General features: G+C 36.3%; 28 protein-coding genes and 1 riboswitch. Of the genes, 19 read left to right on the top strand and 9 right to left on the bottom strand.

What is annotated here, in order from left to right; all coding sequences use genetic code 11:
• Positions 1 to 92: 92 nt before the first annotated feature.
• Positions 93 to 1,382, top strand: coding sequence for an adenylosuccinate synthase (locus tag H3T43_RS03405; protein ID WP_198212616.1), 1,290 nt, complete (start codon positions 93 to 95; stop codon positions 1,380 to 1,382).
• 3 nt (positions 1,383 to 1,385) lie between these two features.
• On the top strand, positions 1,386 to 2,681 hold the full coding sequence (gene purB, locus H3T43_RS03400) for an adenylosuccinate lyase (RefSeq protein ID WP_198212615.1): 1,296 nt from the start codon (positions 1,386 to 1,388) through the stop codon (positions 2,679 to 2,681).
• A gap of 298 nt (positions 2,682 to 2,979) precedes the next feature.
• Here purB and H3T43_RS03395 read toward each other — a convergent pair whose 3' ends face one another.
• Positions 2,980 to 3,297, bottom strand: coding sequence for a type II toxin-antitoxin system PemK/MazF family toxin (locus tag H3T43_RS03395; protein WP_198212614.1), 318 nt, complete (start codon positions 3,295 to 3,297; stop codon positions 2,980 to 2,982).
• 12 nt (positions 3,298 to 3,309) lie between these two features.
• Positions 3,310 to 3,582, bottom strand: a complete 273-nt coding sequence (locus H3T43_RS03390; RefSeq protein WP_038524621.1) for a type II toxin-antitoxin system RelB/DinJ family antitoxin — start codon at positions 3,580 to 3,582, stop codon at positions 3,310 to 3,312.
• A 302-nt stretch (positions 3,583 to 3,884) separates the two neighbouring features.
• Here H3T43_RS03390 and H3T43_RS03385 point away from each other — a divergent pair, with 302 nt between their 5' ends.
• From H3T43_RS03385 to H3T43_RS03360, 6 genes are all read left to right on the top strand, one after another.
• On the top strand, positions 3,885 to 4,346 hold the full coding sequence (locus H3T43_RS03385) for a LytTR family DNA-binding domain-containing protein (RefSeq protein WP_045928768.1): 462 nt from the start codon (positions 3,885 to 3,887) through the stop codon (positions 4,344 to 4,346).
• Positions 4,346 to 5,107 carry a LiaF domain-containing protein gene (locus tag H3T43_RS03380; RefSeq protein WP_198212612.1) on the top strand — a complete coding sequence of 254 codons (762 nt, stop codon included), beginning with the start codon at positions 4,346 to 4,348 and terminating at the stop codon, positions 5,105 to 5,107. The genes H3T43_RS03385 and H3T43_RS03380 overlap by 1 nt, the downstream gene beginning before the upstream one ends.
• A 15-nt stretch (positions 5,108 to 5,122) precedes the next feature.
• Entirely contained in the window at positions 5,123 to 5,458 is a 336-nt protein-coding gene (locus tag H3T43_RS03375) for a hypothetical protein (protein WP_198212611.1), read from the top strand.
• A gap of 22 nt (positions 5,459 to 5,480) precedes the next feature.
• The gene (locus H3T43_RS03370; protein WP_198212609.1) at positions 5,481 to 5,747 is read left to right on the top strand and encodes a hypothetical protein; all 267 of its coding nucleotides are present in this window, start codon (positions 5,481 to 5,483) and stop codon (positions 5,745 to 5,747) included.
• Between the two features lie 89 nt (positions 5,748 to 5,836).
• A complete protein-coding gene (locus H3T43_RS03365) occupies positions 5,837 to 6,319 on the top strand; it encodes a hypothetical protein (protein ID WP_198212607.1) in 483 nt (160 codons plus the stop codon).
• A 172-nt stretch (positions 6,320 to 6,491) separates the two neighbouring features.
• Positions 6,492 to 7,184, top strand: coding sequence for a dihydrofolate reductase family protein (locus H3T43_RS03360; RefSeq protein ID WP_034981016.1), 693 nt, complete (start codon positions 6,492 to 6,494; stop codon positions 7,182 to 7,184).
• 111 nt (positions 7,185 to 7,295) lie between these two features.
• Here the strand turns inward: H3T43_RS03360 and H3T43_RS03355 are convergent, their stop codons facing one another.
• Entirely contained in the window at positions 7,296 to 8,027 is a 732-nt protein-coding gene (locus H3T43_RS03355) for a LysR family transcriptional regulator (protein WP_198212605.1), read from the bottom strand.
• 104 nt (positions 8,028 to 8,131) lie between these two features.
• Here H3T43_RS03355 and gap point away from each other — a divergent pair, with 104 nt between their 5' ends.
• On the top strand, positions 8,132 to 9,151 hold the full coding sequence (gene gap, locus H3T43_RS03350; RefSeq protein WP_198212603.1) for a type I glyceraldehyde-3-phosphate dehydrogenase: 1,020 nt from the start codon (positions 8,132 to 8,134) through the stop codon (positions 9,149 to 9,151).
• A gap of 102 nt (positions 9,152 to 9,253) precedes the next feature.
• Here gap and thiE read toward each other — a convergent pair whose 3' ends face one another.
• From thiE to thiM, 3 genes are read right to left on the bottom strand one after another with little or no spacing between them, the layout of a single operon-like run.
• A complete protein-coding gene (gene thiE / locus H3T43_RS03345) occupies positions 9,254 to 9,919 on the bottom strand; it encodes a thiamine phosphate synthase (protein ID WP_370520778.1) in 666 nt (221 codons plus the stop codon).
• 10 nt (positions 9,920 to 9,929) lie between these two features.
• Positions 9,930 to 10,733, bottom strand: a complete 804-nt coding sequence (gene thiD, locus H3T43_RS03340) for a bifunctional hydroxymethylpyrimidine kinase/phosphomethylpyrimidine kinase (RefSeq protein ID WP_198212599.1) — start codon at positions 10,731 to 10,733, stop codon at positions 9,930 to 9,932.
• An 11-nt stretch (positions 10,734 to 10,744) separates the two neighbouring features.
• The gene (gene thiM / locus H3T43_RS03335) at positions 10,745 to 11,533 is read right to left on the bottom strand and encodes a hydroxyethylthiazole kinase (RefSeq protein WP_198212597.1); all 789 of its coding nucleotides are present in this window, start codon (positions 11,531 to 11,533) and stop codon (positions 10,745 to 10,747) included.
• 76 nt (positions 11,534 to 11,609) lie between these two features.
• A riboswitch (TPP riboswitch) is annotated at positions 11,610 to 11,708 on the bottom strand.
• 214 nt (positions 11,709 to 11,922) lie between these two features.
• Between thiM and tenA the strand changes: the two genes are divergently transcribed.
• The 5 genes from tenA (at position 11,923) to H3T43_RS03310 (ending at position 16,403) form a co-directional block, all read left to right on the top strand.
• Positions 11,923 to 12,576, top strand: a complete 654-nt coding sequence (gene tenA / locus H3T43_RS03330) for a thiaminase II (RefSeq protein ID WP_232350250.1) — start codon at positions 11,923 to 11,925, stop codon at positions 12,574 to 12,576.
• Between the two features lie 880 nt (positions 12,577 to 13,456).
• Positions 13,457 to 14,908 carry a hypothetical protein gene (locus tag H3T43_RS03325; RefSeq protein ID WP_198212595.1) on the top strand — a complete coding sequence of 484 codons (1,452 nt, stop codon included), beginning with the start codon at positions 13,457 to 13,459 and terminating at the stop codon, positions 14,906 to 14,908.
• Positions 14,909 to 14,945: 37 nt separating this feature from the next.
• A complete protein-coding gene (locus H3T43_RS03320) occupies positions 14,946 to 15,350 on the top strand; it encodes a DUF1430 domain-containing protein (protein ID WP_198212594.1) in 405 nt (134 codons plus the stop codon).
• 4 nt (positions 15,351 to 15,354) lie between these two features.
• Entirely contained in the window at positions 15,355 to 15,984 is a 630-nt protein-coding gene (locus H3T43_RS03315) for a putative bacteriocin export ABC transporter (protein WP_198212592.1), read from the top strand.
• Between the two features lie 2 nt (positions 15,985 to 15,986).
• Positions 15,987 to 16,403 (top strand): hypothetical protein, encoded by a 417-nt coding sequence (locus H3T43_RS03310; RefSeq protein WP_198212590.1) that lies wholly within the window; start codon positions 15,987 to 15,989, stop codon positions 16,401 to 16,403.
• Between the two features lie 666 nt (positions 16,404 to 17,069).
• Here the strand turns inward: H3T43_RS03310 and H3T43_RS03305 are convergent.
• On the bottom strand, positions 17,070 to 17,909 hold the full coding sequence (locus tag H3T43_RS03305; protein ID WP_198212588.1) for a helix-turn-helix domain-containing protein: 840 nt from the start codon (positions 17,907 to 17,909) through the stop codon (positions 17,070 to 17,072).
• Between the two features lie 663 nt (positions 17,910 to 18,572).
• Between H3T43_RS03305 and H3T43_RS03300 the strand changes: the two genes are divergently transcribed.
• A complete protein-coding gene (locus tag H3T43_RS03300) occupies positions 18,573 to 18,734 on the top strand; it encodes a hypothetical protein (protein ID WP_198212586.1) in 162 nt (53 codons plus the stop codon).
• A gap of 391 nt (positions 18,735 to 19,125) precedes the next feature.
• On the opposite strand, the gene H3T43_RS03295 is transcribed toward H3T43_RS03300, so the two are convergent.
• Positions 19,126 to 19,821, bottom strand: a complete 696-nt coding sequence (locus H3T43_RS03295; RefSeq protein WP_198212584.1) for a type 1 glutamine amidotransferase — start codon at positions 19,819 to 19,821, stop codon at positions 19,126 to 19,128.
• A gap of 65 nt (positions 19,822 to 19,886) precedes the next feature.
• Complete coding sequence (gene thiD, locus H3T43_RS03290; protein ID WP_198212582.1) at positions 19,887 to 20,699, bottom strand: bifunctional hydroxymethylpyrimidine kinase/phosphomethylpyrimidine kinase; 813 nt, start codon at positions 20,697 to 20,699, stop codon at positions 19,887 to 19,889.
• Between the two features lie 147 nt (positions 20,700 to 20,846).
• On the opposite strand from thiD (H3T43_RS03290), the gene glpK reads away from it, so the two are divergent.
• From glpK to H3T43_RS03265, 4 genes are all read left to right on the top strand, one after another.
• Positions 20,847 to 22,349 carry a glycerol kinase GlpK gene (glpK, locus tag H3T43_RS03285; protein ID WP_198212580.1) on the top strand — a complete coding sequence of 501 codons (1,503 nt, stop codon included), beginning with the start codon at positions 20,847 to 20,849 and terminating at the stop codon, positions 22,347 to 22,349.
• 26 nt (positions 22,350 to 22,375) lie between these two features.
• Positions 22,376 to 23,149, top strand: a complete 774-nt coding sequence (locus tag H3T43_RS03280) for a tyrosine-protein phosphatase (protein WP_198212578.1) — start codon at positions 22,376 to 22,378, stop codon at positions 23,147 to 23,149.
• Positions 23,150 to 23,599: 450 nt separating this feature from the next.
• Positions 23,600 to 24,517, top strand: coding sequence for a GntR family transcriptional regulator YhfZ (yhfZ, locus tag H3T43_RS03270; RefSeq protein ID WP_198212576.1), 918 nt, complete (start codon positions 23,600 to 23,602; stop codon positions 24,515 to 24,517).
• Between the two features lie 17 nt (positions 24,518 to 24,534).
• Positions 24,535 to 24,891, top strand: a complete 357-nt coding sequence (locus tag H3T43_RS03265) for a PRD domain-containing protein (RefSeq protein WP_198212574.1) — start codon at positions 24,535 to 24,537, stop codon at positions 24,889 to 24,891.
• Position 24,892: the final 1 nt, after the last annotated feature.

The following is a 24,892-nucleotide window of genomic DNA, read 5'->3' as shown; positions in this document are numbered from 1 at the left end:
CCATAATAATTCGCATTTAAATTTGACTAAAGAATGGTAAATTGCTAGACTATTTACGTGATATTTGTAGAAATTTAATGAGGTGAATAAATATGACAGCAGTTGCAGTTGTTGGTAGCCAATGGGGCGACGAAGGAAAGGGCAAAATTACTGATTTTTTGAGTAATGAAGCTGCTTATACTGTTCGTTCAAATGGTGGTAATAATGCTGGCCATACTATTGAAATAAATGGTCAAGATTTTAAAATGCGTTTAATTCCGTCAGGTATTTTTGCGTCAAAAGAAGGGGCCGTAATTGGTAATGGCGTAGTTATTAATCCTGAGGTTTTATTTAGTGAATTAGAAACCCTGGCTGAAAAGGGTATTGATACAAGTAAATTAAAAATCTCTAACCGGGCTCATATCATCATGCCATATCATATCAAGCAAGATGAATACCAAGAAGAAGCAAAAGGTGATCAAAAAATCGGTACTACTAAAAATGGTATCGGACCGGCTTATATGGATAAAGCATCCAGAATTGGTATTCGTGTTTGTGATCTTCTTGAAAAAGATACTTTTGAAGCAAAATTACGCGCTAATTTAGAGCAAAAAAACGAAGTATTTACCAAAATTTACGGCAAGCCGGCACTGAAATTTGAAGATATTTTTGCCAAATACTTTGAATACGGTCAGAAAATGAAAAAATACGTCACAGACACTTCAGTGTTAGTTAATGATGCTTTGGATAATGATAAAACGGTATTATTTGAAGGGGCACAAGGAATTATGCTTGATATAGATGAGGGAACATATCCATTTGTTACTTCGTCAAATACAATTTCAGGTGGAATTGCCAGCGGTATCGGTGTTGGTGCTAATCGGGTGAAAAGTGTCATTGGTGTTTGCAAAGCATATACCACCCGTGTTGGTGCTGGTCCTTTTCCTACTGAATTACTAGATGAAACTGGTGACCGTATTCGCGAAACTGCTCATGAATATGGCACAGTTACCGGCCGTCCTCGGCGCGTGGGCTGGTTTGATTCAGTTGCTTTACGTCACGCCAAACGCGTTTCTGGCATCAATGGTTTAAGTCTTAACTTGCTTGATATTTTTAGCGGTTTTGACACTATTAAAATTGCAACTGCTTATGAACTTGATGGTCAGAAAATTGATTACTATCCTGCAAGTCTAAAAGAATTAGACCGCTGCCAACCTGTTTACGAAGAATTACCTGCTTGGAAAGAAGATATTACAGGTGCTAAGACTTGGTCTGATTTGCCAGAAAACGCACAGAAGTTTTTAAACCGTGTTTCAGAACTTGTAGGCATACCTTTAGTTACTGTTTCGGTAGGCCCTGACCGTGAACAAACGATTGTTTTACAAAATCCGTGGGAAATGTAATTTATGCTGGAACGTTATACTCGCCCTGAAATGGGTAAAATATGGTCTGATGAAAATAAATATGAAGCATGGCTAAAAGTAGAAATTGCTGCTACCAATGCTTGGAGTGAATTAGGCGAAGTCCCAAAAGAAGATGCTGCTAAAATTGCTCAAAATGCCAGCTTCACACCAGAGCGGGTGGCAGAATTGGAGCAGGTAACTCATCATGACGTGGTTGCTTTTACACGAACAGTTTCTGAAAGCCTTGGACCTGAGAAAAAGTGGGTACACTTTGGTCTGACTTCGACGGATGTTGTTGATACGGCACAAGGATATATCTTAAAACAGGCAGATGAGATTATTCGTCAAGATCTGCACAAACTAAAAAAGACGATTGCTGAAAAAGCACGTAAATATAAAAATACGGTGGAAATGGGTCGCACGCATGGTGTGCAAGCTGAGCCCACTACTTTTGGCTTAAAACTAGCTCGCTGGTATGCGGAAATTAATCGTGATATTGAACGCTTTGAACATGCAGCAAAAGGAGTAGAATCAGGAAAAATTTCCGGTGCCGTTGGGACTTTTGCTAACGTACCACCAGCTGTTGAAACCAGTGTCTTAAAGCAGCTAGGCTTAACTCAGCAGCCAATTACCAGTCAAGTATTACCACGCGATTTGCATGCTGAATATATTGCTACTTTGGCGCTAATAGCCACAAGTATTGAAAATTGGGCAACCGAAATTAGAAGTTTGCAACGCTCTGAAATCCACGAAGTAGAAGAGCATTTCCGTGCAGGGCAAAAAGGTTCTTCAGCAATGCCTCACAAACGTAATCCTATTGGCTCAGAAAATCTTTGTGGTATGGCGCGGGTTTTACGGGGCCATATTATAACTGCTTATGAGGATGTATCACTTTGGCATGAACGCGATATTTCCCATTCCAGTGCTGAACGTGTAATTTTACCTGATACTACAATTGGTATTGATTATATGCTCAGTCGTTTTAACCGCATTTTAACCAATCTTGATGTTTTCCCAGAAACAATGCTTAAGAACATGGATAAAACTTATGGTCTGATTTATTCCCAGCGCTTATTATTAAAACTGATTGATGAGGCTGGTCTTTCTCGTGAAGATGCTTATGATATGGTTCAGAAATTAACCACGAGATCTTGGAACGAAGGAATTTCCTTTAGAAAATTAGTTGAAAGCAGCCCAATCATGGACTATCTTTCAGAAGATGATGTAGCTGATGCATTTGATTATCATTACCATTTGCGTCATGTTGATGAAATCTTTAAAAAAGTTGGCTTAGAATAATTAGTAAAGCAGATAGGACAAAATTATTGCTCTTAGACTAACCAAAAATGCATTGAGCTTCATTGTGATGTGAACCCCAAAATTAGGACAAATTTGGGGATCATATCATTACTCAATGCATTTTTGATTCTTGGTATTGTTTACTGATTTTAATAAATTAGAGATCAATCATTATTAATCAGTGGCATACTAGTGATGAGACAGCCATTACTTAATTTATAATTGGCTTTCTTCTTTAGATTAACGGCCGTTATGTCAAAAGCAACTTTGCAAGCAAGGATACCTGTAAAATTGCTGGTTACCACATAAATTTCTTAAGATTATTTAAATCAGTTATCGTTAAGTTACCAATACCTTTTAGTCTTGTTTTATCAATTCTTAGCTGATAACGTTTATTACAGTCTATCCACGATTCCTTGTGAAGGCCAGACTTTTGCCAATCGGTAATTTTAGCATACTTTGCGCGAATGCGTTTTGACTTATTTTGATATTTACTAGTAATTTTAAATACATAATAAAATTCATCATCCTGCTCAATATATAAAACTGGCCGACTTTTTCCGTCTGGTACATCTTCGTATTCAAGGTATGTTATAAAAATATCGCCCAAATTCATTAACTGGTCTCCTTAATCTGCGAAAAAGTCAGCTATTTCTTCGGAGGTTTCAACCTTTTGTGCAGGAATTTTACGACTAGCTGCAATAATTTCATCTTTTAGATGGTCATAGTCATCAACTGAAAATGCTACGGGTAGTTTGCCTTTGTCAGCAATCTGTGTAAGCATCATTGAAATCACATCATTAGGTTTAAGACCAATTTTTCTAATAACTAGCTCTGCTGTATCAGCTATTTGTTTGTCTATATTAACAGAATATCTTTTAGTAACAATCTTAGTTGCCATAATTTGCCTCCCAAAATTATTTTATTACATAAATAATATCATAAAATTACCTAAAATAGCATACTTTAGGTAATTCTTGTAAATTTTAGTCTAAAACTGTCTTAAATAAAACAATATTTTAGCCGTATTTCGTATTAAAGCGAATTACGGCTTTTTAAGTGCTCTTGAATTTTTTGTTTCTTCTGAATCAAAAAAATATGCCACTTGGTTTCTTATAATTGCCACTTAGTTAAAAGTGCTAGATTTTACATTAAAATAAGCGTTTAATTAAATCATCAAGTGATGAAGGGCAGGTGAGAAGCGTGAAAATAAAAATAGAACTGAATCCGGATATGGAAGATGACGATACCAGTGTAACAATTCATGCTAAATCTGTGACGCCAGAAGTTGAACAGATATACCGACAGTTGCAAGGTATCAGTGAACATCCTGACCAAATAGAAGGCAAAAAAGATAATGTGTCCTATTACTTGAGCATGAATGAAATTTTATTTTTTGAAACAGAAGATAAACAGGTGATTGCACATACTGCCAAGGATGCCTTTACCGTAGACTACAAACTCTATGAACTAGAAAATTTGTTAAATAATCAGTTCATGCGGGTATCTAAGTCAACAATTTTAAATTTAAATCAAATTTATGCGTTAACACGTTCGATTTCTAACTGTAAGATTAATTTTCGCGATTCTTATAAAACTGTCTATGTTTCACGTCACTACTATCACAATTTGAATGATAGGTTAAACGAGAGAAGGTCATCATAATGAAAAAATTTAAACTTAGAGAAGTATTTTGGGGCATTGCTCTAGTAGCAGCTGCCGTATTCTTAGTCCTTAATCAGCTGCATCTGCTTTCATTTCATTTAAAAGTAAGCATGATTATTTGGACGATAATATTCGGAGCAGCACTGATCGAAAGCGTGGCTAATAAAAGTTTGTTTGGTACAACTTTTTCCATTGCCTTTTTGTTAATTGTTTACGCTGAACCCTTGCATATTACCAAAATTGTACCGTGGACGGTCTTAGTGGCGGCGTTATTAATTTATTTAGGCTTAACGCTGATTTTTAAGAGAAGCTGGTTTCCCAGGATAGTCTATTTTAACCAAAAAAAAGACGGCAAATGGAAGAACTTTAGCAATAATCGCTCAAGAATTGATAATAACGTATTCAGTAGCGGTACTGGAAAAGTTGATGGAGAAGATATAGTAATCAATCAGCGCTTATCATCAGTTTCGCGCTACGTTCATTCACAAAATTTACGCAGTATAACAATTAATTCTTCTTTGGGTGAAGTTGAAGTCTACCTTGATCAGGCTAAAGCTGCAGGCGATGTGGTGACCGTTGACATTAGTGGCACTATGGGTGAGATTGAAATTTACGTTCCAACTTCATGGAGAGTCAACAGTGATAACTTAAACCTGGCTCTGGGAGAATTAGATATTAATGACGAATCTACCGGTGGCGGTCCTACACTAATGTTAACTGGGCATTTCAGCTTGGGTGATGTGGAAGTTAATTATGTTTAACTTGGAGAAAATAAAATGGTCAATTTAAAACAATTACATGATTATGTCAAAGAAAATTATGAAGCCGGAAACTATAAAGATGCTGAAAAAGCATATAAAAAATGGCATGATACCAATGATTATACCTATAATGCAGCAAAAACTGCTGTGAAAAAAAGTTCTCTCAGTGATTATCAAATGGGTTGTGAACAAGCTAAAAAGGACTATGCAGAGAGTCATTCTTTCAAGGTTTTTCCTAAAAAAGGTGTTAACTTAGTTAATCGTATTACCCAGAATAAAGCAATTGAAATAGAACGCTACATTGACGGCTACAATGATGCCAAGACCAAAATTTTACGGGCGAAAAAATAGCCCATAAAGGAGACTATTAATTATGTATGGCTCATTATTAGCCAATGTAAGTCCAGATAGAAGAATTAAGGAAGCTGTAGAACAATTTTCTCAACATACACAAGCCTATTATCTGGAAAATAAGCCAGTCGGATTAATGACCTGTTGGCAAAATGCTTTTCACCCTTATTCTTTAAATTTTGCGGGCTATCTTGCACCTAGATTAACCAGCGTGGAACAAATGCAGGTTTATGAGCAAATACTGACGGATTTAACGGCAAAAGCCCAAAAAATCACCAAAACGCATTAATTACTTATGATTATGCACCGCAATTACTCTTTAATGCTATTGGTCAAAAAAATGGTTTTAAATTAATCAGAACTACTGTAGAACCCCAGATGCCCTTGAAAAGGGCACTGAAAAATATTCTAATTGATACTGATTTACAGATGGTCACTCTACATGAAATAAAAAAAGATTCTGTAATAATGAATAGGCTGGCACAAGTGAGTTTCTCCGATTATCAAAAAAATCATTTAGCAAATCCGGTTGCAAAGATACCTCTTAGTGAGTGGAGCAAAACCATTTTCACTGATCAACTTGAACACGCCCCATTAGCGCTAATTGCTGCTGGACAAATTAAGGCTTATTGCTTTTCTTTTGAGGATACCCCTCAAAAATTGACTTTAGGATGGATGGGTGCTGTTAAGCCTAATTTATTAGACCAATTGCAACAGCAATTGCTAAATTGGGCACAAGCAAAATATCAAACTTTAAGTGGTGAATTTGACTCTACAGACCCATTAGCAACGAGGACTTACAGAAAATATGCGTTTAATCTGTGTCCAGTTTATGAAACGTATTTAAAGGAACTTTTTTAAACAGGTGACGAACGACAAGCTATTAATAGTTTGTCGTTTTTTATAGGTAGAAAAAATTCATGTTGACTTAAAGTTCACTTGAAGTATTACCATTAATCTAATCGTCGGATGAACAAGCTTGGTTAGTGTTAAAAAGCGATAAAACCAAACTGATAGAAAGACTGGTATATCCATGAAACGTAGTAAAGTTATTGTCCACATGTATGTTTCAATTGATGGCAAAATTGATGGTGAATACGGTAGTAGTATTTCTAGTCAATATTATTCAGATGAATTATTTGAATTAAGCAATGCTGATGCTAATGGTCGTGAAACTATTCAAATGTATGCCACGCCAGCTAATGCACAGATTGATTTAAGCAAATATCCTGCAGATAAAATTGAATACGAAGATTGGCTGCCGGATATTAAGTCACAAACCTGGTCGGTTTCTTTTGATCGCAAGGGCAAATGCAACTGGACACAAAACTATTTCGAATATAATGGTTATAAGATGCATGCAATTGAAATAGTTACTAAGCAGGCAAGTAAAAATTATTTAGCTTACTTACGTACCTTACAAATTCCTTATATTATTAGTGGTGAGCAGGAATTTAACTTAACAGAAGTTCTGGTTAAGTTAAAACAGCATTTTAATATCACAACGCTTGCTGTTTGCGGTGGCTCAATTATTGACGGCGTCTTTTTAAAGGCACACTTAGTTGATGAAATTTCTTTAGTAGTTGCACCACATGTAAACGGAGATTCCCAACAAAAATCTGCTTTCAATACTTTAGGTAAATACATTGATGATTCATTTGCCTTTGTAAGTGCCAAAAAATTAGCAGACGGCGGTGTACACCTGTTGTTTAAGAAACAAAGTTAGTTTCTCTTAATACTATAAAATTGGTTAATTCAGAGTATCAAGTTGGAAACGGTTTGGTACTTTTAATTTTGCCAAAATTTTAACCAACGAATATGGCGTCTTTTTACTTGTCTATAATTGATAGCGATAAAAATAATAGGGGATATTCCAACTTTGCGAATCAGCTGCAACTAAATCATCCTTCATTAAGTATTTAGGCAATAATGCAGTTGCCTGGCCTTTTTTGACCAGCTCTAAAATCATTTCCAGCGAATCAATTTCAGTGACGCTGTTTTTATTCTGCGTTAATTTGAGAGTCAAGTTACGAAACGGACAATTTATGTCTGCGTTTATGGCAACCGGTACTCTTTTATTTTCCTGCTTTTTGCCTTTTAAAAAACAGGCTTGTAAATGGCTTTTCTTGATTAACGAATATTGGGGTAAAGTGATCGGAGTAAAGGCCCAGACCATGTCATAGGGATGCTTAGTCAATAATTCTTGAATTTCATTAGTACTTTTAATGATGACTTCATATTGATCAAGTGCAAACTGTTTCTTTTGGGTAATAATATAGCCAAAAAGCAACTCAGAGATTAAAACTTTTGGTTTGTTACTGGTTAAATCGTCTTTTAAATTTTGATAGTTTTGTAGTGCTTTAGTTGCAAAATGATACATTTTTTGCCCATTTTTAGTTGGTCTGACTCCTAAATTAGAACGCACAAAAAGTGGCGTTTTCAGTTCTCGCTCCATTGTTTTGAGCCTGGCCGTAATATTGGATTGAGTGTAGCCCAATTTCAATGCCGCTTTATTCAGTGATCTAGTTTGATAAATTGTTTGATAAATATATAAATCGTTAAAATTCATAATACTCCATATCATTAAAAGTGATAACCCTATTATAATCTCGGATTATGCAGAGTGAATTTGTTTTAATATACTAATTTTGTAATCTAAAGGGGGAACTTATTATGACTACAAAAATTGGTATTAATGGTTTTGGTCGCATCGGTCGGCTTGCTTTACGGCGAATTTATGAAGTGGCCAGTGACGACATCGAAATTGTCGCAATCAACGACTTAACTTCACCAGCTATGTTAGCACACTTATTAAAATATGATACTGCGCATGGTCAATTTAATCATGAAGTAACTGCTACAACTAATAGTATTGTAATTGATGGTAAAAATATTCCGGTTTATGCGGAAAAAGATGCCAGTCAAATTCCGTGGGTTAAAAATGACGGGGTTAAAATAGTACTTGAATGTACTGGATTTTATACTTCAACTGCAAAATCCCAAGCTCACCTTGATGCTGGTGTTAAAAGAGTATTAATTTCTGCTCCTGCAGGCAATATGAAAACTATTGTCTATAGCGTAAATGATGATCAATTAACTGACTCTGATCAAATTATTTCCGCAGGCTCATGTACCACTAATTGCTTGGCACCATTAGCACAGGCAATGAACGATGAATTTGGCATTCAAGTGGGAATTATGTCTACAACGCATGCCTACACAGCTTCACAAATGTTGCAGGATGGACCTGATCGTGGTGGCAATGTCCGTAATGCTCGTGCCGCTGTTGCTAACGTTATTCCGCATTCAACTGGAGCAGCTAAAGCGATTGGACTAGTTATACCTGAACTGGATGGCAAACTTACGGGTATTGCTCAACGAGTCCCTGTTATTTCTGGTTCTATTACTGAACTAGCTGCCGTTTTAAGAGAAAAAGTTACAGCTGAAGAATTTAACGCTAGAATTAAAAAGCATACTGAAGGCAATGCTTCTTTTGGCTATAATGACGACCAAATTGTGTCATCAGATATTATTGGCACTGAATTTGGTTCGGTATTTGATCCAACTCTTACCCAAGTTGAAACTGGAGATAATGGGGTACAACTAGTCAAGGGTTACGCCTGGTATGACAATGAGTCCGGCTTTGTAGCCCAAATGATCAGAACACTGCAAAAGATTGCCCAGCTAGGTTAATTCCAAAAATTAACTGATATTTTTATCAATTTATAACTGTTTATCATCAATAAAAAATGGTTCTGCCAAGTGCAGAATCATTTTTTGTGCTTTTAAAATATGCTAGTCATTTTTCAACCATGGCGCTGTGAGCATTTGACTAACGGTTTGCTTAATATCATTGCTTTGGGCAATCAAAGAAATTACCGCAGCCCCAGCTGCCTTAGTTTTAGCGATTGCGCCTAAGTCGCTAGCGGTAATCCCACCAATAGCAACAATTGGTCGGGTTGTGCTTTTGACCAGTTTGCTTAAGCCGGCAATACCAATTTCGGGGTCGGCATCACTTTTAGATTGGGTGGCATAAATTGGACCACTGCCATAATAATCAATTCCGCTAATTTTATTGGCTTGCTCAACTTGCGTTAAATTCGAGCAAGAATAGCCGATAATCATCTGACCGCCAACTTCTTTAATGACCTGTCTGATTTCTTCATCACTTTGACCAACATGGACACCTTCGGCATGAACATGTTGTGCGAGCTGAACATCATCGTCAATGAAGAAAGGCACGTGATACGTTTGACACAATTGATGCAGCTTTTGTGCCATGGGGAGTCTCTCAGCTTCACTTAAAGTTGAATTAGGTCCCTTGTCTCGAAATTGAAAAGCAGTAATACCTGCAGCAAGTGCTTCTGCGACTATGCCCGGTAATGTTTTACCTTCCGGAACGTCTTGACTGCCACAAATAAAGTAAGCATGTAAAAAATCAGTGTTAAAGTTTTTCATTATTTCTCCTAAATTACTGAGCCCAATGATTTAAAGGACCGTGACCATGACCAACTTGAATGGTTTCCTTAATGGTTTTAGTAACGTACTTTTTAGCAATTTTAATTGCTGACGGTAAACTTTGACCTAAAGCCAGTTGAGCCGTAATTGCTGCAGCTAAGGTGTCACCGGTGCCGTGGGTGCGCTTGGTATGTATTCTGGAACTGCTGACCCAAAGATCGGAACCATCAGCAAATAAAGCATAATCTTTTACTTGTTCACTACTTGCATGACCGCCTTTAATTAGCACATTTTTAACTCCCATATCTTGTAATTTATGAGCTAATTCTGGATATTGGGCTTGATCTTGTACTTTGATGCCAGTTAAAGTCTCCGCTTCTGGCAAGTTGGGTGTTATAAGATCGGCTAAAGGCAGCAATTCGTTTTTAACGGTGGCGACAGCATCTTGACTTAATAATGGTGCGCCCCCTTTAGCAATCATCACTGGATCTATGGTAATAGGACCAAAGTCATACTTTTGCAAATTAAGTGCAACTTGGTGAACGTGATCTGCATCGCCCAACATTCCTGTTTTACAAGCACGGATGTGGAAATCTTCTGACAGAGAGGCGAATTGGGCATCGATCATTTCTAAGGGAAGTAAAAAAGACTTTTGCACACCTAAAGTGTTTTGTGCTGTCACTGCTACCACTACAGCTGTACCAAATACTTTTTGCATTTGAAAAGTTTTTAAATCAGCCATGATTCCAGCACCGCCACCTGAATCTGTGCCGGCAATAGTTAAAACTTGGGGAAAAGAATTAATTTTTTCAGTCATCATAAAGTTCCTTAATCAAAATCTGCAATTTGTTCAATATCTGCAACTTTTACTTTATACAGATAATCCATGAGATACATGCCAAAAGTAGCGGGTCCGACATTGGGATGATCTTTAACTACTAATTGACCGGCGCAACTGAAAACTAAAGCACCTATTTGAGCTGCTTCAAAAGGATCGTCAGCAACAGTTGAAAAAGCTGTGACAATACTGGTTAACATATCTCCTGAGCCGACATGAGTTTTAAAAAGGGGTGAGCCGTTATGGACATGGGCTATTCTTTTACCATCGCTAATTGTGTCTGTAGGTCCGCTCGCAATGACTGTGCAACGATATTTTTGAGCAGTTTTAGCAGTAATTTCATCAATATCGCCAGAACCGGAGCCTGCATCAATCCCCTTTGAGCTCCAATCAAAGCCACCTAAGGCAGCTATCTCACCAATATTGCCCCGAATAATACTAGTATGAAAATCCCATAAAAGTTTATCTGTGATTTTATAACGGTACTCCACGGCGCCAACGGCAACGGGATCAAATACTATGGGTTTATTATATTGGCGCGCTAAATCTTCCACTTTTTTAATGTGGTTAATTTGCTGCTTGGTTAAGCAACCAATATTAACTGCCACAGCGGAAGCCATCCGCACAATTTCTTCAGCTTCAGCGATTTCATTGCTCATAATTGGTGAAGCACCAATAGCATTAACAGCATTGGCCACGTCTTGAACTGTTACAAAATTAGCAATATTGAAAATAACCGGGTTTTCTGCTCGCAATTTGTCTAATAATTCTAACTGCATTTTATTACTCCTAATTTAATATCCTTAAAATTTTTGACTAATAAAAAAAACTTTGACATGTGGAAATGCCAAAGCTAAAGCAGTTTTGACACGTTCCTACGCAAGTATTAACTTACAGGTTCAAAGGGTCTGAAATATTTTCATCTCAGCCAAAAAGGCACCCCTCGTGTTATCGCTTACAATTATAGCGTATTTTATTGCTTATTACAAGGTTAGTTTGATAAAGACGCTATCTATTATAAGCTATAAGTGTTAGTATTTTAACTAATATTAAAAATGTGCTAGAAAACAAAAAATTATAGTGATTATAGTTAATATTTAATAAAATGTAATTAGTATTAATCAAAAGTTATTTTAACAAATAGTATTTAATTTGGAGGAGAACAATCATGAATTTCACTGATCGACTACACGAAGCGGGGAAGGCATTGTGGCATGAAAGTATGGTGCATCCATTTATTAAGGAATTGCAAAGTGGCGAACTCCCAATTGCAACTTTTAAATTTTATCTGTTGCAGGATCGCTATTATTTAAGAGAATTTAGCAAGTTGCATGAATTAATTGCGGCAAAAACGGATAATCAGGAAGTAAAGGAATTTTTACTGGCAGGGGCACAAGACTTGAAAGATGTCGAAATATCAGTGCGAGGCCATTTTTTTGAAGAATTAAAAATAACTGCGACTGAAATTTCTGAAACTCCGGTGGCTCCAACAGCTTATAACTACGTTAACCATATGCATATGACATTAAATCGATTTGGTGTTAAACCAGCGGTTGCAGCGCTTTTACCATGTTACTGGCTCTATCAGGAAATTGGCCAAAAAATGGCAGAAAAGGGCTCACCGGTTTCTTATTATCAAGAGTGGATTGATACTTATGATGGCGAGTGGTATGGTGCCAACGTAGAAAAAATGCTGCATTTAACCAATTCTTTGGCTGAAAGTGCCACTAATGAAGAACTTGAGCAAATGGAAACTGCATTTGTACGCAGCAGCTATTATGAATTGCAGTTTTGGCAGATGGCTTATGAAAAACAAGATTGAAAGTAAATTCTGCAAAAAGAGCTTTTATTTTATTCTTACTTGTCTTTAGTCAATTTCATAATAAAATTTTGATATTGACCAATGTAATTATTGTTCAAAGTCCCAGGAAAGTGTGCAACTTGGGGAAAGCAAGATATACTTTTATAATAATTAATGCCAAAACTTTGTTCTTTAAATTGTTTTGGTATTTTTTGTGAGTTCAGTTAAATCATTTAAATTCTTTTACCATCATATATTTGGTAGATTAATTGAATTTATGCGTTGAGCGTTAATACCTATGCAGAATAATTAAGAATTTCATTTTTAATTAGCTTGGTTACCGTTTTAACTTTCTTACAAGATCACTAGCAGCTTTGAAGACATTAGCCAGCTGTTTTAAAGCTAAGCCGATTATGCATACGATAAAGTTACGCACATTTTTTACCGCAATAAGGCAGTTTTTAGTAAGCGCTTGCTATCATTTATATTTTTTGATATTATTATAATGGGGCATTTTATAAAACAATAAAATATTATCAATCACTACTATAGTTACTTCCTTAGGACATCCTGGTGCAGCTACTACCATACTAGCAAAGATGGAATGTGGCAGTATATGGAACTTTGGAATAGGCTGGAATGGACTTTTTGTCTATATACGCAATGATACTATTTTATTTACTGATTGTTGTTACAGCTGAAAGGAAGTGATCTTATCAAAAAAGTAGTTAGCCTATTCTTGGTAATGTTAACCATTTTAGCTGGCCTACTGGTAATTAACATTTACCAGACCAAGGATCAAGATAGGATTGAAAAAATAGAAGAGACGTCAGATTCGTTCAAGGTCTATGTATCTGATAGTCCACGCGTCGCAGACGAGACGCTGACCTTCTTCAAGCACATGGCTGGCAAATATGGTTTGACGCTAATTAAGTCCGATTATGGCGGGGAAACAGTAATCAAGTCAGCTGTGGTCAGCAAGGACAGCTTTCCCTATTATGAATTCTTCGCCCGGAATAGAAAATTCGACCTGTTTCCAAACAAGAAAACCGTATATTTACAGGGCAGGGATATCCCCGTGTTCTTGAAAAGCGAACGTATAAGACTGCAGAGTCTTGACAAGTTTTGGGGCAAGGGTGACAAGTCCGTGAATGGTGTCTACACGGTTATCGGCAATCTAAAGTACCGCAAAACAGTTGTGCGCAAATTGGCTGTATTTTTTAATACAAGCGAGAAAGACCTATTAACTCCCAAAGTGTTTTCTAAAAAGGAATACATTAATAGAACGCTGATGATTTATCTGATCTTGTTCTTAACACTGGCCATACTAACAATCCTTGCCACCTTTTCAATACCACTGACAAACGTTAAGCAAATTGGCGTATACAAGCTGTTAGGTCTGTCTAACTTGGACGTGGTAAGTAAATTGTTCATGTTGCCACTTGCGTCCTTACTTGGCGCCAGCTTACTTTTTGACATCGGAATCAGGTTGTTTTTCGCCTACTGGCCAGCGGGCTTTGCCAAGTGGGTGTTGATTAGTCAACTGATTGTAGTCATGATTTTTGCCTTGTCTATTCTTATCGCACTTGCTCTGATTAGGAGTATTCGAATTATCACGCTGCTAAAGCAGGGCATCAACTTCAACCTGGGCATGGCTATCACACTGGTCATCAAAGTTGCTACGGTAGTGTTAGCCACAGTGTTGCTAATAGGTGGCTTGGCTAACGTTAAGGAAGCCAATGAAAATAGCAGGCAATCCGAAAAAGTAGCCCGCTTGGGCAGCTACTTGACTGCAGAACGAACCAGTGTTGTTTCAACCGAAGCTATTAAAAATGACGAAGTTCATAATGGCAAGAATGAGGCCAAGATAGGACACTTCTTTAATGACTTGGAAAAAGAGAGCAATGCCTATTTTGTGTCCGGTTCAATCACTAACCCGCAAAGGAGCCTGGCACGCTTCAAATTTGCTGATAGCTTCACCCCCAAGGACCGCTACCCGGTAGTGCGGATTAACCGAAACTATCTTAAACATTTGGGTCTGAATTCATCTACAGGGCTAAAAAATAGATTCTACGTACCAATTGAAATGAAGAAGGATCATGATAAGGTAACTAAACTTACAAAGTTGCTTGTCCTTGACCGTTCAGACAAGTCAAGAAAAGACTTGACAAAAACACGAGTAAATATTTTATACTATCGGTCTGCACCAGCAACCCCGATTTACATCAATGAAAAACTTAAGCTTTTTAAGCGGCCAATTTATGAATTAATTGATTCGAACCACTTAGATCACTGGAGCAAACTGCAGCTATCGATTTCAGGTCTTAGTAATCCCATCAGAATCCCGGCATAACCGGGCGCAGATTAAACGTTTAGGCCGAGCTAAATACATGCGAGGCATCAAAATAAAGTTTGCAACGGCAACTTCGCTTGCCAATAGCCTTACTACTATATACCGCTGGGGTCTGCTAATTTCACTAATTTTGCTGGGCGTCACCTTTACGATTTCACTGGTCGTTTCGGCTTTCAGCGCGGTTCTCTATTTCAGAACCAATGAGCAGAAGCTATCAATTTTTCGCCTGCTAGGTTTTAAACTCATTGACCGATACGGCATGGCCATCACCTTCTTGCTAAGTCTATATGCAGTTCAAATCGGCGTAGCCCTCTTTTGGGGCAGAAGCATTGGGGCACTGCTGACCGGTGTGCTGTTAGCAGGTGTTGACTTATTGGTAACGCTGGCCATCTTTATCAGTCAGGAGAACCGAAATATTGTTCAAGTATTGAAGGGCGGGTGAGACAATGATTAAGATACACAATTTGACTAAATCTTTTGGACGCAAGATTGTCTTTCAGAATTTAAATTTAGAGATCAAGGACAAAGAGATGGTAGCCATTATGGGTGCCAGTGGCAGTGGCAAGTCGACTTTATTAAACATTCTGGGGTTAATTGATGGCTTTGATTCCGGCAACTATATCTTTGACGGACAAAGTAACATTAAACCCAACAGCAGGCAGGCAAATCGGCAAATTCGTGATAAGATAAATTACATTTTTCAAAATTTTGCCCTAATTGATAATCTGACTGTTGCCCAAAACTTGACCTTGGCGCAAAAATATGTCAAGAAGGACAAAGCGGCTAAAATAAGGCAGATTGATGAGGCACTCAGGCGGGTTGGTCTTGAAAACTATAAGGGCAGTAAGGTTTATGAGCTTTCTGGCGGGCAGCAGCAACGGGTTGCTGTTGCCCGTGCTATGATTAAGCCCAGCCAGTTGATTCTGGCGGATGAGCCGACTGGGTCGCTAGACGAACAGAACCGCGACATTATTATGAAGGAGTTAAGGCAGCTGAACATGATGGGCAAAACGCTGGTAATTGTTACCCATGACTCTGTGGTAGCTAGCTATTGTTCCAAAATTATTAAGCTATAAAAATGAATGATGAACAATTTTTTAAATTAAGAAAGATACTAGATTTTTTTAAAAAACAAGCTCCGACAGCTATTATCGAAGAGAATGTAAATAGCGTTGAAAATTATAAGGCAGAATCTGCTGATGAGTATAATAGGGCAAAAAGTTATCTTGGCGAAAATAATAATTCGTTTAAATCTTTTCATGTAAGTGTGGATTCCGCAAAAGATTTCTTGTGTTTATTGAATTTGCTGGGTGCAATACACGCAAATTTTAATATACGTTCAAAGCCTTTTATAATAGAAGGAGAAGAAAACAGTAAGTCGCTAAAAAAAGAGAAAGACTATTATAACAATTGGATGGAATGTTTTTCAAACTATGAATTTATGATAGTTAATTTTGATGAAACTGCTTTAGACCAGGATCAATATTACGGTTAATTTCATTAATTTATAAAAAGGCAGCTTACCAAGCTTAAGCTACCTTTTTTAGTTCAGTTATTTCGCATTATTGAAATCATTATATTAAAAGCTAATATGCTATTATTCATCAATTTTTTTAATGTAAACTAATTTTGCTTTTCTTAATATGCCACGATCTTTAAATAGAAAGCCATAATATCTATTATTAATTTTTCCGACATAATAAAGCGTATCATAAGATCCTTAATTATCAGTAGTTATTTTAACAGAAGCAATTTTTTTATTATGTAAGCATTTATATGTGTCTAAGTTATATGAATATTTTCTTTCGCCAGCACTAAGATATACGGTTTTTCTAAAGAATTAATTCTATAATAATGTATAAAGCTTATTCCAATGCCTATAAAGAGAAATGTTAAAATAAATACAGTTATAGTTTTTTTCATTTTTGCTTCCTTTTTTAATAGGATAATATGCCTGAGATGAATAATACATCGGCAGAGCCTTTTGAGCTTGTCGCAACAAAAATATAACAACAATTGACAGCGCAGGAGTTATTGAGGTCAAAGGTGACAATGTAACTCTCATTAAAATATATGATCAATAAAGTATACTCTTGCGAACATATTAAAATTTATATGATTATAGAGAAAATTAGTGTTCACTAGACTATGTTCAATAAATTTAAATAAATTCATTGATTTCTGATTTCAAATTATTAGCTAATTGTTGCGCCTCAATTTTTTCTAGTAAACTTACTTGTTCCAAAGCTTTAGTTTTATCTTTTTGGCAAACCGCAATTCTTGCCCTTATTACAAGTAATTTATCATATTGACCAAGCTTTTTAATTAGCGGCTTTAGCTTAAGCATATTATCAGCTGCCAGCTTAAATTTATGATCCAGCATTTCTATCATGGCCTGATTAATTAAAGTATCAATTTTCAAAGATTTTTTAAAAGGGTAATCTCTGTCAATTACCATAATGATTTTAGCAATAATTTCATTGGCAGTTTCATAATCAAAAGCAAATAAAATTGTATTTAGAACATAAATATCAGTGATTGTAAGAATTTTAGTTTTAGCCAGATAATCAAACCAGATTGGTTGCACCATCTTTTTAGCTTTGGCTAAACCTTTAGGTTTATTGGCTAATAATAAAGCTTCTAAAATTGTTTTAATTCTTTCGATGTCCCCGTCATTTTCTACCAAAAAGCAATCTTGTAACAATGCTTCTATATCAGCGATACTATTATCGGCAGTATCTGTACTTATTTCAAGTTCAAAAAAACGGTGTAATAGTCGTCGCTTAAAGCTTAAAGTATAATTATTACTAATATATTCAAATTCATCTGGTGTAAGACTTAATCGTTTAATCAGTTCGATTTCATTCTCATAAGAAACAGCTAATTCACTATGTTCTATCTTAGAAAGTTCACTGCGGTCAAAAAGATCATTTGCCAACTCTTGTTGTGTTATTCTGCGGGATATTCTCAATTTTCTAATAGTTATACCAAATCTACTCATACTGGCCAATTACCTTAATTACGTTTATTAAAAAATTATTCTGTTTTTAATATTTATTCTATAAATATTAAACAATATTTTTTCCTTATTGTGCAGGCTTTGCACACATTTTCATAAAAATCAATGTTATTATGAAAGTAGGAACAAAATTAAAAATAGAGTTCTAAATTTAACATAATTTCTAATATATATATTAATTCTTTATAGAAAGAATTTATAATGTTTATTACTTTTTCGGTTATGTGGTTTTTAAATAAAAGCTTGCACTTTTAGCAAAATGCCTCGGCTATAGTACAAAACAGGGCACAAACCTGGGCAAATAATTTATCTAACTTTAATGCCAGCTATAGAAAATCAGGAATTTATCAAGATATAAATTAGGCTGCACAAGACTCCGAAGGAGTTTTGCACGATTAAAATTCTAAAAACATTACAGACTATCATATAGTTTGTATGTTAAGGGGGCTCAAAAATGGCTACTTTACAGTTATACAATTCATACTTCATGTAGGTCAACTTTCATTAATTATCCTTGTGATAGCAGGTATATTTTATGTAAGTAGACACAAAAAAGAAGTCTATAGTAGACCACGACTATATCCTAAAAATGTTGAAATATTTTTATCTTGTATTCCTTTTTTGGTTCCATGGGGCGCATTATTCATGTACTTCATATTTCCAATTAAAGCTAATGTTTCAGTATATATTCAAAGAGTAGTTGATGTGTGGCCATTAATTGTAATATGCGCCGTTTGGACATTGATATTACTTATCGCAATACATTATGACTTAAAGATGCGCAAAAAATATGGTGGAGATCTATAAATTTAACAATTAAATTTTTAACTCAAAGAGATTGGTTAAAATGTTTTAGCCCCGCCATTTTATTTCTAATAAAGAATGCTCCTAACAACTTTGTTTGCTAGGAGTATTTTTATGTAGTAATTAAAGACTGCAATATAACTAATTAAATAAATTATTTATTTAAATGTGCCATCTATTTATACGAAAGAAAGATATTTAATATCTATAATAATGTTTGGATCAACTCAAAATAGTAAAGAAGAATAGATGAGTTTTAGTTCACTAAACAATAAAAATACATTTAACGCCAACTTAATTCACCAGAGCCAATTTTATCTTGCTTAGACAATTTAGACATAAAAATATGACCTGCGAAATTGTCTTAATTCGGGGGTCATATCATTTACTACGTCTAGTAGCTTTTTTGCAATTCATTTGTTTTAGCTGCTATTCGCTCATCATGCCATTCAAGAATCATCTTCACTATGGCGTTAGCAACATTCAAGTTTTTTAACAATGGTCCGTGAGAATAGGTACCAATGAAATTGCGATAACGCAGGCCTTCAACGTGGCCTTGCGGGTTGTTGCCGTAGCCTTCAATCATTTCCCCTAAGGGATGCAACTTATCATTATCGTCAAAATAAGTTTGCCCGGAATGATTTTCAAAGGCCTTGACTTCGCCCCATTCACTCATGTAGCGGGTATCGCCAATCATCCGTTTATCTGCTTTAAAAACAGTATGGAAGGGTAGGATATCTAGTCCCTTGATAGTCACACCGGCATTAGTTTTGTAATATGTACCAACGAGTTGATAGCCGCCACAAACGCCTACCATAGGTTTACCTGCATTAATGTACTTGGTTAGCGTTTCCTTATGACGCGGTAAATCTTTGGCAATAACAGTTTGTTCGAAGTCCTGCCCACCGCCAAAAAAGATGAAATCATAGTCAAAAGCATTGAACTGACTACCAAGAGAAATATTATCAACTTGCGTAGTATAGCCTTGCTTTTTAAGTAAAAAACTGATGATTTTAACATCCCCGGAATCGCCATAGGTGTTCATCAGGTCTTCGTATAAATATGCAATCTTGATTATTTTGTTCGCCATTGTTTACCAACCCCTATTTTCTTGTTTAAAGTATATCTTAATAGTTAGAAGTGGGCAAAGAATAGTTATTTAAGATTTTGCTGCGCTGCAAAATGATTAATTGGGCCGTATTTGGAGCCAACTGCAATTGGGTGAGCAATAGCTTCATAAGTAAAATCTTTAGCAGTCTGTACACTTTCAATAATTGATTGTCCTTTTGCTAATTCAGCAGCAATTACTGCTGATAAGGTGTCACCTGTACCATTAATTCTATCTGTATTAATAAACGGCTTGGTAAATTCGTGAAATTTTCCGTCTGCAGTGAGTAAAATATCTGTTACTTGCGACTGCGCAGAATCATCATGACGGCCTTTCATTAAAACATTTTTGGCTCCCATATCCTGCAATTTTTTGGCTCCTTGATGAATTTCATCTTTGCTAGCTAAATTCAAACCGGTTAATTTTTTCTGCTCGTAAAAGTTAGGCGTAATAATGTCGGCTAATGGCATTAACTGCTCAAGAAAAGCCTGGTAGGCATCGTCATCAAGCAAGGTGTCACCGTGCTTGGTCATAATAACCGGATCAAGCACGACCTTACCCATATCATATTTGTGCAAATTAGCAGCAACACAGGTAATTACGTCCTTGTTAGCTAGCATACCTGTTTTAAGTGCGTCAATTGTAAAATCATCGTTTAGTACGTCAAATTGTTTCTGAATAAAAGAAATAGGCATAACTTCTTGTGCATATATACCAGTTGTATTACCAGCAACGGCAGCTGTCAAAAGCCCCATACCGTACACTTGACGGGCATAAAATGAATGTAAATCGGCAGTCATCCCTGCGCTGCCATCGCTGTCATTTCCCGCTATTGTTAAAGCAATAATTTCTTTTTTCATTTTTATGTATCCTCTTTTTAATGTAAGCTCTATGTAATCAGTATAACTTAAAATAAGGATAATGTTATAATAATTTCTTGTAAAAGCAAGGCCGGGTAGTAAAATTAGTATAAACCGCTTTCTGTCGGAGAGGATACAAGAGACAACATGCTAAAGCAATATATTATGGCAATCGATGAAGGGACTACTTCAACTAGGGCGATGATAATTGATCATCGGGGCAAAAAAATAGCTTCATCACAAAAAGAATTTCCCCAATATTTTCCTCAACCTGGTTGGGTGGAACATAAACCTGAAGAGATTTGGCACGCAGTCCAAACAACAATTGCCAATGCCATTATTAAGTCTGGCGTGCGTCCGGAGCAGATAGCAGCAATTGGTATTACTAACCAGCGTGAAACAACGGTAATTTGGGATAAAAAGACCGGCAAACCTATTTATAATGCAATTGTTTGGCAGTCACGGCAGACAACTGACTTAGCTGAAAAGCTAAAAAAAGATGGCTATAGTGAATTGATCCATAAAAAGACGGGACTAATAATTGACCCATACTTTAGTGCTACCAAAATTCGCTGGATTTTAGACCATGTTGCTGGTGCACAAGAAAAAGCCGAAAAAGGCGACTTGCTTTTTGGTACAATTGACAGCTGGCTTTTGTGGAACTTAACTGATGGTGAAGTACATGTGACTGACTACACTAACGCTTCGAGAACGATGCTGTTTAATATTCACGATTTAAAATGGGATGACGACATCTTGAAGCTGCTCAATATTCCCAAGGTAATGTTGCCAGAAGTTAAGTCCAATTCAGAAATCTATGGTTATACCAAGTCTTATACCTTTTTTGGTGGCAAAGTGCCAATTGCCGGTATTGCCGGAGACCAGCAGGCAGCCTTGTTTGGTCAGCTGGCTCTGAAAAAAGGAATGGTTAAAAATACTTATGGTACTGGCTCCTTTATCGTCATGAATACCGGAGACCAGCCGACAGAGTCGGACAATAATCTGTTGACGACTATTGCTTATGGCTTAAATGGCAGAATTTCCTACGCTTTAGAGGGTTCTATTTTTGTTTCTGGCAGTGCTATTCAGTGGCTGCGTGACTCGTTAAAAATGATTAAGACAGCTGCAGATTCGGAAAAGGCGGCCAGGCAGTCGAAGTCTGAAAATGAGGTTTACGTTGTTCCGGCATTCACAGGTTTAGGTGCTCCGTACTGGGATTCAGAAGCACGTGGATCCGTTTTTGGAATTACACGTGGAACAAATGATAAGGATTTTATCAAGGCGACGTTGCAATCGCTGGCTTACCAAACACGGGATGTGGTGGATACGATGCAGGTTGATTCCGGCATTAAAATTCCAACCTTGCGCGTTGATGGCGGAGCTTCCAATAATGATTATTTGCTCCAATTCCAGTCTGATATCCTGGGCATTAAAATCGAACGTGCTAAAGTATTGGAAACAACTTCAATGGGCGCAGCCTTCTTGGCTGGCCTCGCAGTCGGCTATTGGCAAAATGTGGCTGAATTAAAAGATATTTTTGTTGTAGGCAAGACCTTTGAACCTCAAATGCCTGAAAGTGAAAAAGAACATTTATATCAAGGCTGGAAGAAGGCCGTAAAAGCTACTCAGGTTTTTGCACATGGTGAATAAGTTATTTAAAAAAGGGGGACAAGAAATTGGCACATGATCGAATAGTTGCACTAGATAGTCCGATGAACTTTCGTGATGTTGGCGGTTATCAAAGTGTGACTGGTAAAACAGTTAAATGGAATAAAATTTATCGTTCAGATTCACTTAGTTCTTTAACGGCCAGGGATCAAGTTAAATTAGCTAAAATGCGTGTCACTGTTGATTGCGATTTACGCTCTGAATACGAGAAGTCCTCTTCACCGGATATTTCTTGGCCCGATGTGGAATATGTGGACTTGCCGGTATATTCAGATAACGTCAATGATGCCCAAAACAATCGTTCACTCTACCGTTTTTTGCACCATATTCCTGATATGCACCATAATTTTATTGGTCGCATTTACCAGCAAACTCTGCTTAGTTCGCACAGTCAGGAAATGTTTGCCCGTGTTTTTGCGGAGTTGCTGGAATTGCCCGAAGATGAAGCACTGGTCTATCACTGCAGTGCTGGTAAGGACAGAACAGGAATGGTTTCGGCTTTAATATTAATGGCACTTGGAGTAGATGATGATACCATCGCCCGCGATTATTTATTAACTAACGAGTTATATGATTTTGCTGTTTCTCGCCAATTGCCAAGTAATGATGAAATTACGCAAATGGTTTCAAAAATGAATGTAACTAAAGGTGAAGGTATAGCTATTCGCGGCATTACAGAAACAGTCCGTGGCGGCTGGGGCGATTTTCCCACCTTTTTCAAAAAAGTATTGGGCTTTAATGATGATGACTTGGCTCAACTAAAGCGAATGTACTTAGATTAGAGGCTGATCACGATAGTAACCTTGCTTGACGTTGCTAAGAAAGCTAATGTTTCAAAGATGACAAGTTCATGGGGTTATCTCTCTTAAGTAGTTCGGTGATGGGTCAATAGTTCTGTAAAATATTAAACAAAATGCATAATTTAAAAAGAAAAAATCAACGAGATAAAAAGCATTGAATTTTATTGTTCAATGTTTTTTTCATATGTATTTTTTCTTGAACTTAATATTAGTTATCAGTAAAAATATCAAAATTTAACTGTAAGGTATAAGAACTATATAAAGACCTTTTTTAAGGAGATTTACTAATTATTTTTAAGTTTTCTTTAAAGCTTGTATTTGTTATATTATGGCAAGTTTAAAATCATATTGACAAAAGGCACGATTTGAGTAATACTGAAAACGTATTCAATATACGGTATTTTGAATATTCTATAAAAAGGGGTTTTAAAATTGCAAACTGCACAGTATAAAATGAGAGGATTAGCGCTAACATTTTTAGCAAAAAAGTATTTACTTTTGGAACCTGACGATCGCGTACCAACAGTAGAGGAATTTTGCAAAGAATCAAATATATCTCAGGGTACAATGCAGGCAGCAATTAGTATCTTAAAGGAGGATGGTGCAATTAGTACAAGATCAAGAGGTCATTTAGGTACATTTGTTGAAAGCATTAATCATCATAAACTACTTTCTTATATAGGAAATCATACATTGGTTGGTTCATTACCACTACCATATACTAAAAAATATGAAGGACTCGCAACTGGAATTTACAAGGCATTTTTCAACAATGAGATTCAGGTTAGCCTTTCGTATATGAATGGTAGTGAAAAGAGACTTTCGGGATTACAAGAAGATCGTAGCAATTTCATTATCACTTCAGGATTAACTGCTGATTATTTGATTAAAAAAAATGGCAACTTGGCGGAATTTTTAGTACTGCCTGAACAAACTTATGTTACAAAGCACGTTTTAGTTTTCAGAAAAGGTGAAGATGCACAAATAAAAAGTGGTGCCAGAATTGGGGTAGATACACAGTCCATTGATTATACTTTGCTAACAAAGTATGTAACCAAAGGAAAAAATGTGCAGTTAATTCAAATGCCATATAACCAAGTGAGCAAAAGTATAGAAGAAGGACTAATCGACTTTGCTATTTGGAACAAAGATGAAGTTGTCGAACATAACTATCCACTTGATTATAGTGAAATAGACAATAGTTTAACTGTTCGCTCTTCTCAAGCTGTATTTGTAGGTAAAAAAACGGATATTTTTACAAAAAGTATTTTAGAGAAAACGATAAATGTAGATAAATTGTTAAGTACACAGAAAAAAGTGATTTCTGGTGAACTTCTTCCAGAATATTAAGGATGTGGTCATTTTTAATGCAAAAGGAAACTCAAAACAAGCTGAATATACTATTGCAGGCGGGTAAAATCAATGACTTAGACGTAGAATTTCTTAATGAAATTGATAATGATTTGAGTAAATATGATAATGGAAATAAAGAAGAGATGCTGTTAATTCATGTGGCAATGACTATCTCGAGACAGAGAAACAACGAGGTGATTGATACCATGCCCGAAGCTCTTTGGCAACAAATAAAAAATAAGCCTGCATATCAACGAGCAAAGCAATATTGGCTAGAAAAGAAAGCAAAAGCACCTATTGCCCTGAGTAAGGATGAAGATCAGTATATTATTATGCATTTAGTAAATGTTTTATCGAAGGGAGGACATTAGT

Source organism: Lactobacillus sp. M0396 (assembly GCF_016101625.1).
Classification (GTDB): Bacteria; Bacillota; Bacilli; order Lactobacillales; family Lactobacillaceae; genus Lactobacillus; species Lactobacillus huangpiensis.
This window is presented reverse-complemented; position numbering and strand designations above follow the sequence as displayed.

Excerpts from the sequence above, each read along its gene's own strand:
- H3T43_RS03265 (WP_198212574.1), top strand. The coding sequence starts at position 24,535 with ATGCAAAAGGAAACTCAAAACAAGCTGAATATACTATTGCAGGCGGGT.
- H3T43_RS03370 (WP_198212609.1), top strand. The coding sequence starts at position 5,481 with ATGTATGGCTCATTATTAGCCAATGTAAGTCCAGATAGAAGAATTAAG.
- H3T43_RS03315 (WP_198212592.1), top strand. The coding sequence starts at position 15,355 with ATGATTAAGATACACAATTTGACTAAATCTTTTGGACGCAAGATTGTC.
- H3T43_RS03405 (WP_198212616.1), top strand. The coding sequence starts at position 93 with ATGACAGCAGTTGCAGTTGTTGGTAGCCAATGGGGCGACGAAGGAAAG.
- H3T43_RS03395 (WP_198212614.1), bottom strand. The coding sequence starts at position 3,297 with ATGAATTTGGGCGATATTTTTATAACATACCTTGAATACGAAGATGTA.
- H3T43_RS03360 (WP_034981016.1), top strand. The coding sequence starts at position 6,492 with ATGAAACGTAGTAAAGTTATTGTCCACATGTATGTTTCAATTGATGGC.
- thiM (WP_198212597.1), bottom strand. The coding sequence starts at position 11,533 with ATGCAGTTAGAATTATTAGACAAATTGCGAGCAGAAAACCCGGTTATT.
- H3T43_RS03310 (WP_198212590.1), top strand. The coding sequence starts at position 15,987 with ATGAATGATGAACAATTTTTTAAATTAAGAAAGATACTAGATTTTTTT.
- H3T43_RS03390 (WP_038524621.1), bottom strand. The coding sequence starts at position 3,582 with ATGGCAACTAAGATTGTTACTAAAAGATATTCTGTTAATATAGACAAA.
- H3T43_RS03355 (WP_198212605.1), bottom strand. The coding sequence starts at position 8,027 with ATGAATTTTAACGATTTATATATTTATCAAACAATTTATCAAACTAGA.
- thiD (WP_198212582.1), bottom strand. The coding sequence starts at position 20,699 with ATGAAAAAAGAAATTATTGCTTTAACAATAGCGGGAAATGACAGCGAT.
- H3T43_RS03365 (WP_198212607.1), top strand. The coding sequence starts at position 5,837 with ATGCCCTTGAAAAGGGCACTGAAAAATATTCTAATTGATACTGATTTA.
- gap (WP_198212603.1), top strand. The coding sequence starts at position 8,132 with ATGACTACAAAAATTGGTATTAATGGTTTTGGTCGCATCGGTCGGCTT.
- H3T43_RS03295 (WP_198212584.1), bottom strand. The coding sequence starts at position 19,821 with ATGGCGAACAAAATAATCAAGATTGCATATTTATACGAAGACCTGATG.
- H3T43_RS03325 (WP_198212595.1), top strand. The coding sequence starts at position 13,457 with ATGGCTGGCAAATATGGTTTGACGCTAATTAAGTCCGATTATGGCGGG.
- H3T43_RS03375 (WP_198212611.1), top strand. The coding sequence starts at position 5,123 with ATGGTCAATTTAAAACAATTACATGATTATGTCAAAGAAAATTATGAA.
- H3T43_RS03300 (WP_198212586.1), top strand. The coding sequence starts at position 18,573 with ATGTACTTCATATTTCCAATTAAAGCTAATGTTTCAGTATATATTCAA.
- H3T43_RS03380 (WP_198212612.1), top strand. The coding sequence starts at position 4,346 with ATGAAAAAATTTAAACTTAGAGAAGTATTTTGGGGCATTGCTCTAGTA.
- glpK (WP_198212580.1), top strand. The coding sequence starts at position 20,847 with ATGCTAAAGCAATATATTATGGCAATCGATGAAGGGACTACTTCAACT.
- H3T43_RS03305 (WP_198212588.1), bottom strand. The coding sequence starts at position 17,909 with ATGAGTAGATTTGGTATAACTATTAGAAAATTGAGAATATCCCGCAGA.
- H3T43_RS03320 (WP_198212594.1), top strand. The coding sequence starts at position 14,946 with ATGCGAGGCATCAAAATAAAGTTTGCAACGGCAACTTCGCTTGCCAAT.
- thiD (WP_198212599.1), bottom strand. The coding sequence starts at position 10,733 with ATGACTGAAAAAATTAATTCTTTTCCCCAAGTTTTAACTATTGCCGGC.
- purB (WP_198212615.1), top strand. The coding sequence starts at position 1,386 with ATGCTGGAACGTTATACTCGCCCTGAAATGGGTAAAATATGGTCTGAT.
- tenA (WP_232350250.1), top strand. The coding sequence starts at position 11,923 with ATGAATTTCACTGATCGACTACACGAAGCGGGGAAGGCATTGTGGCAT.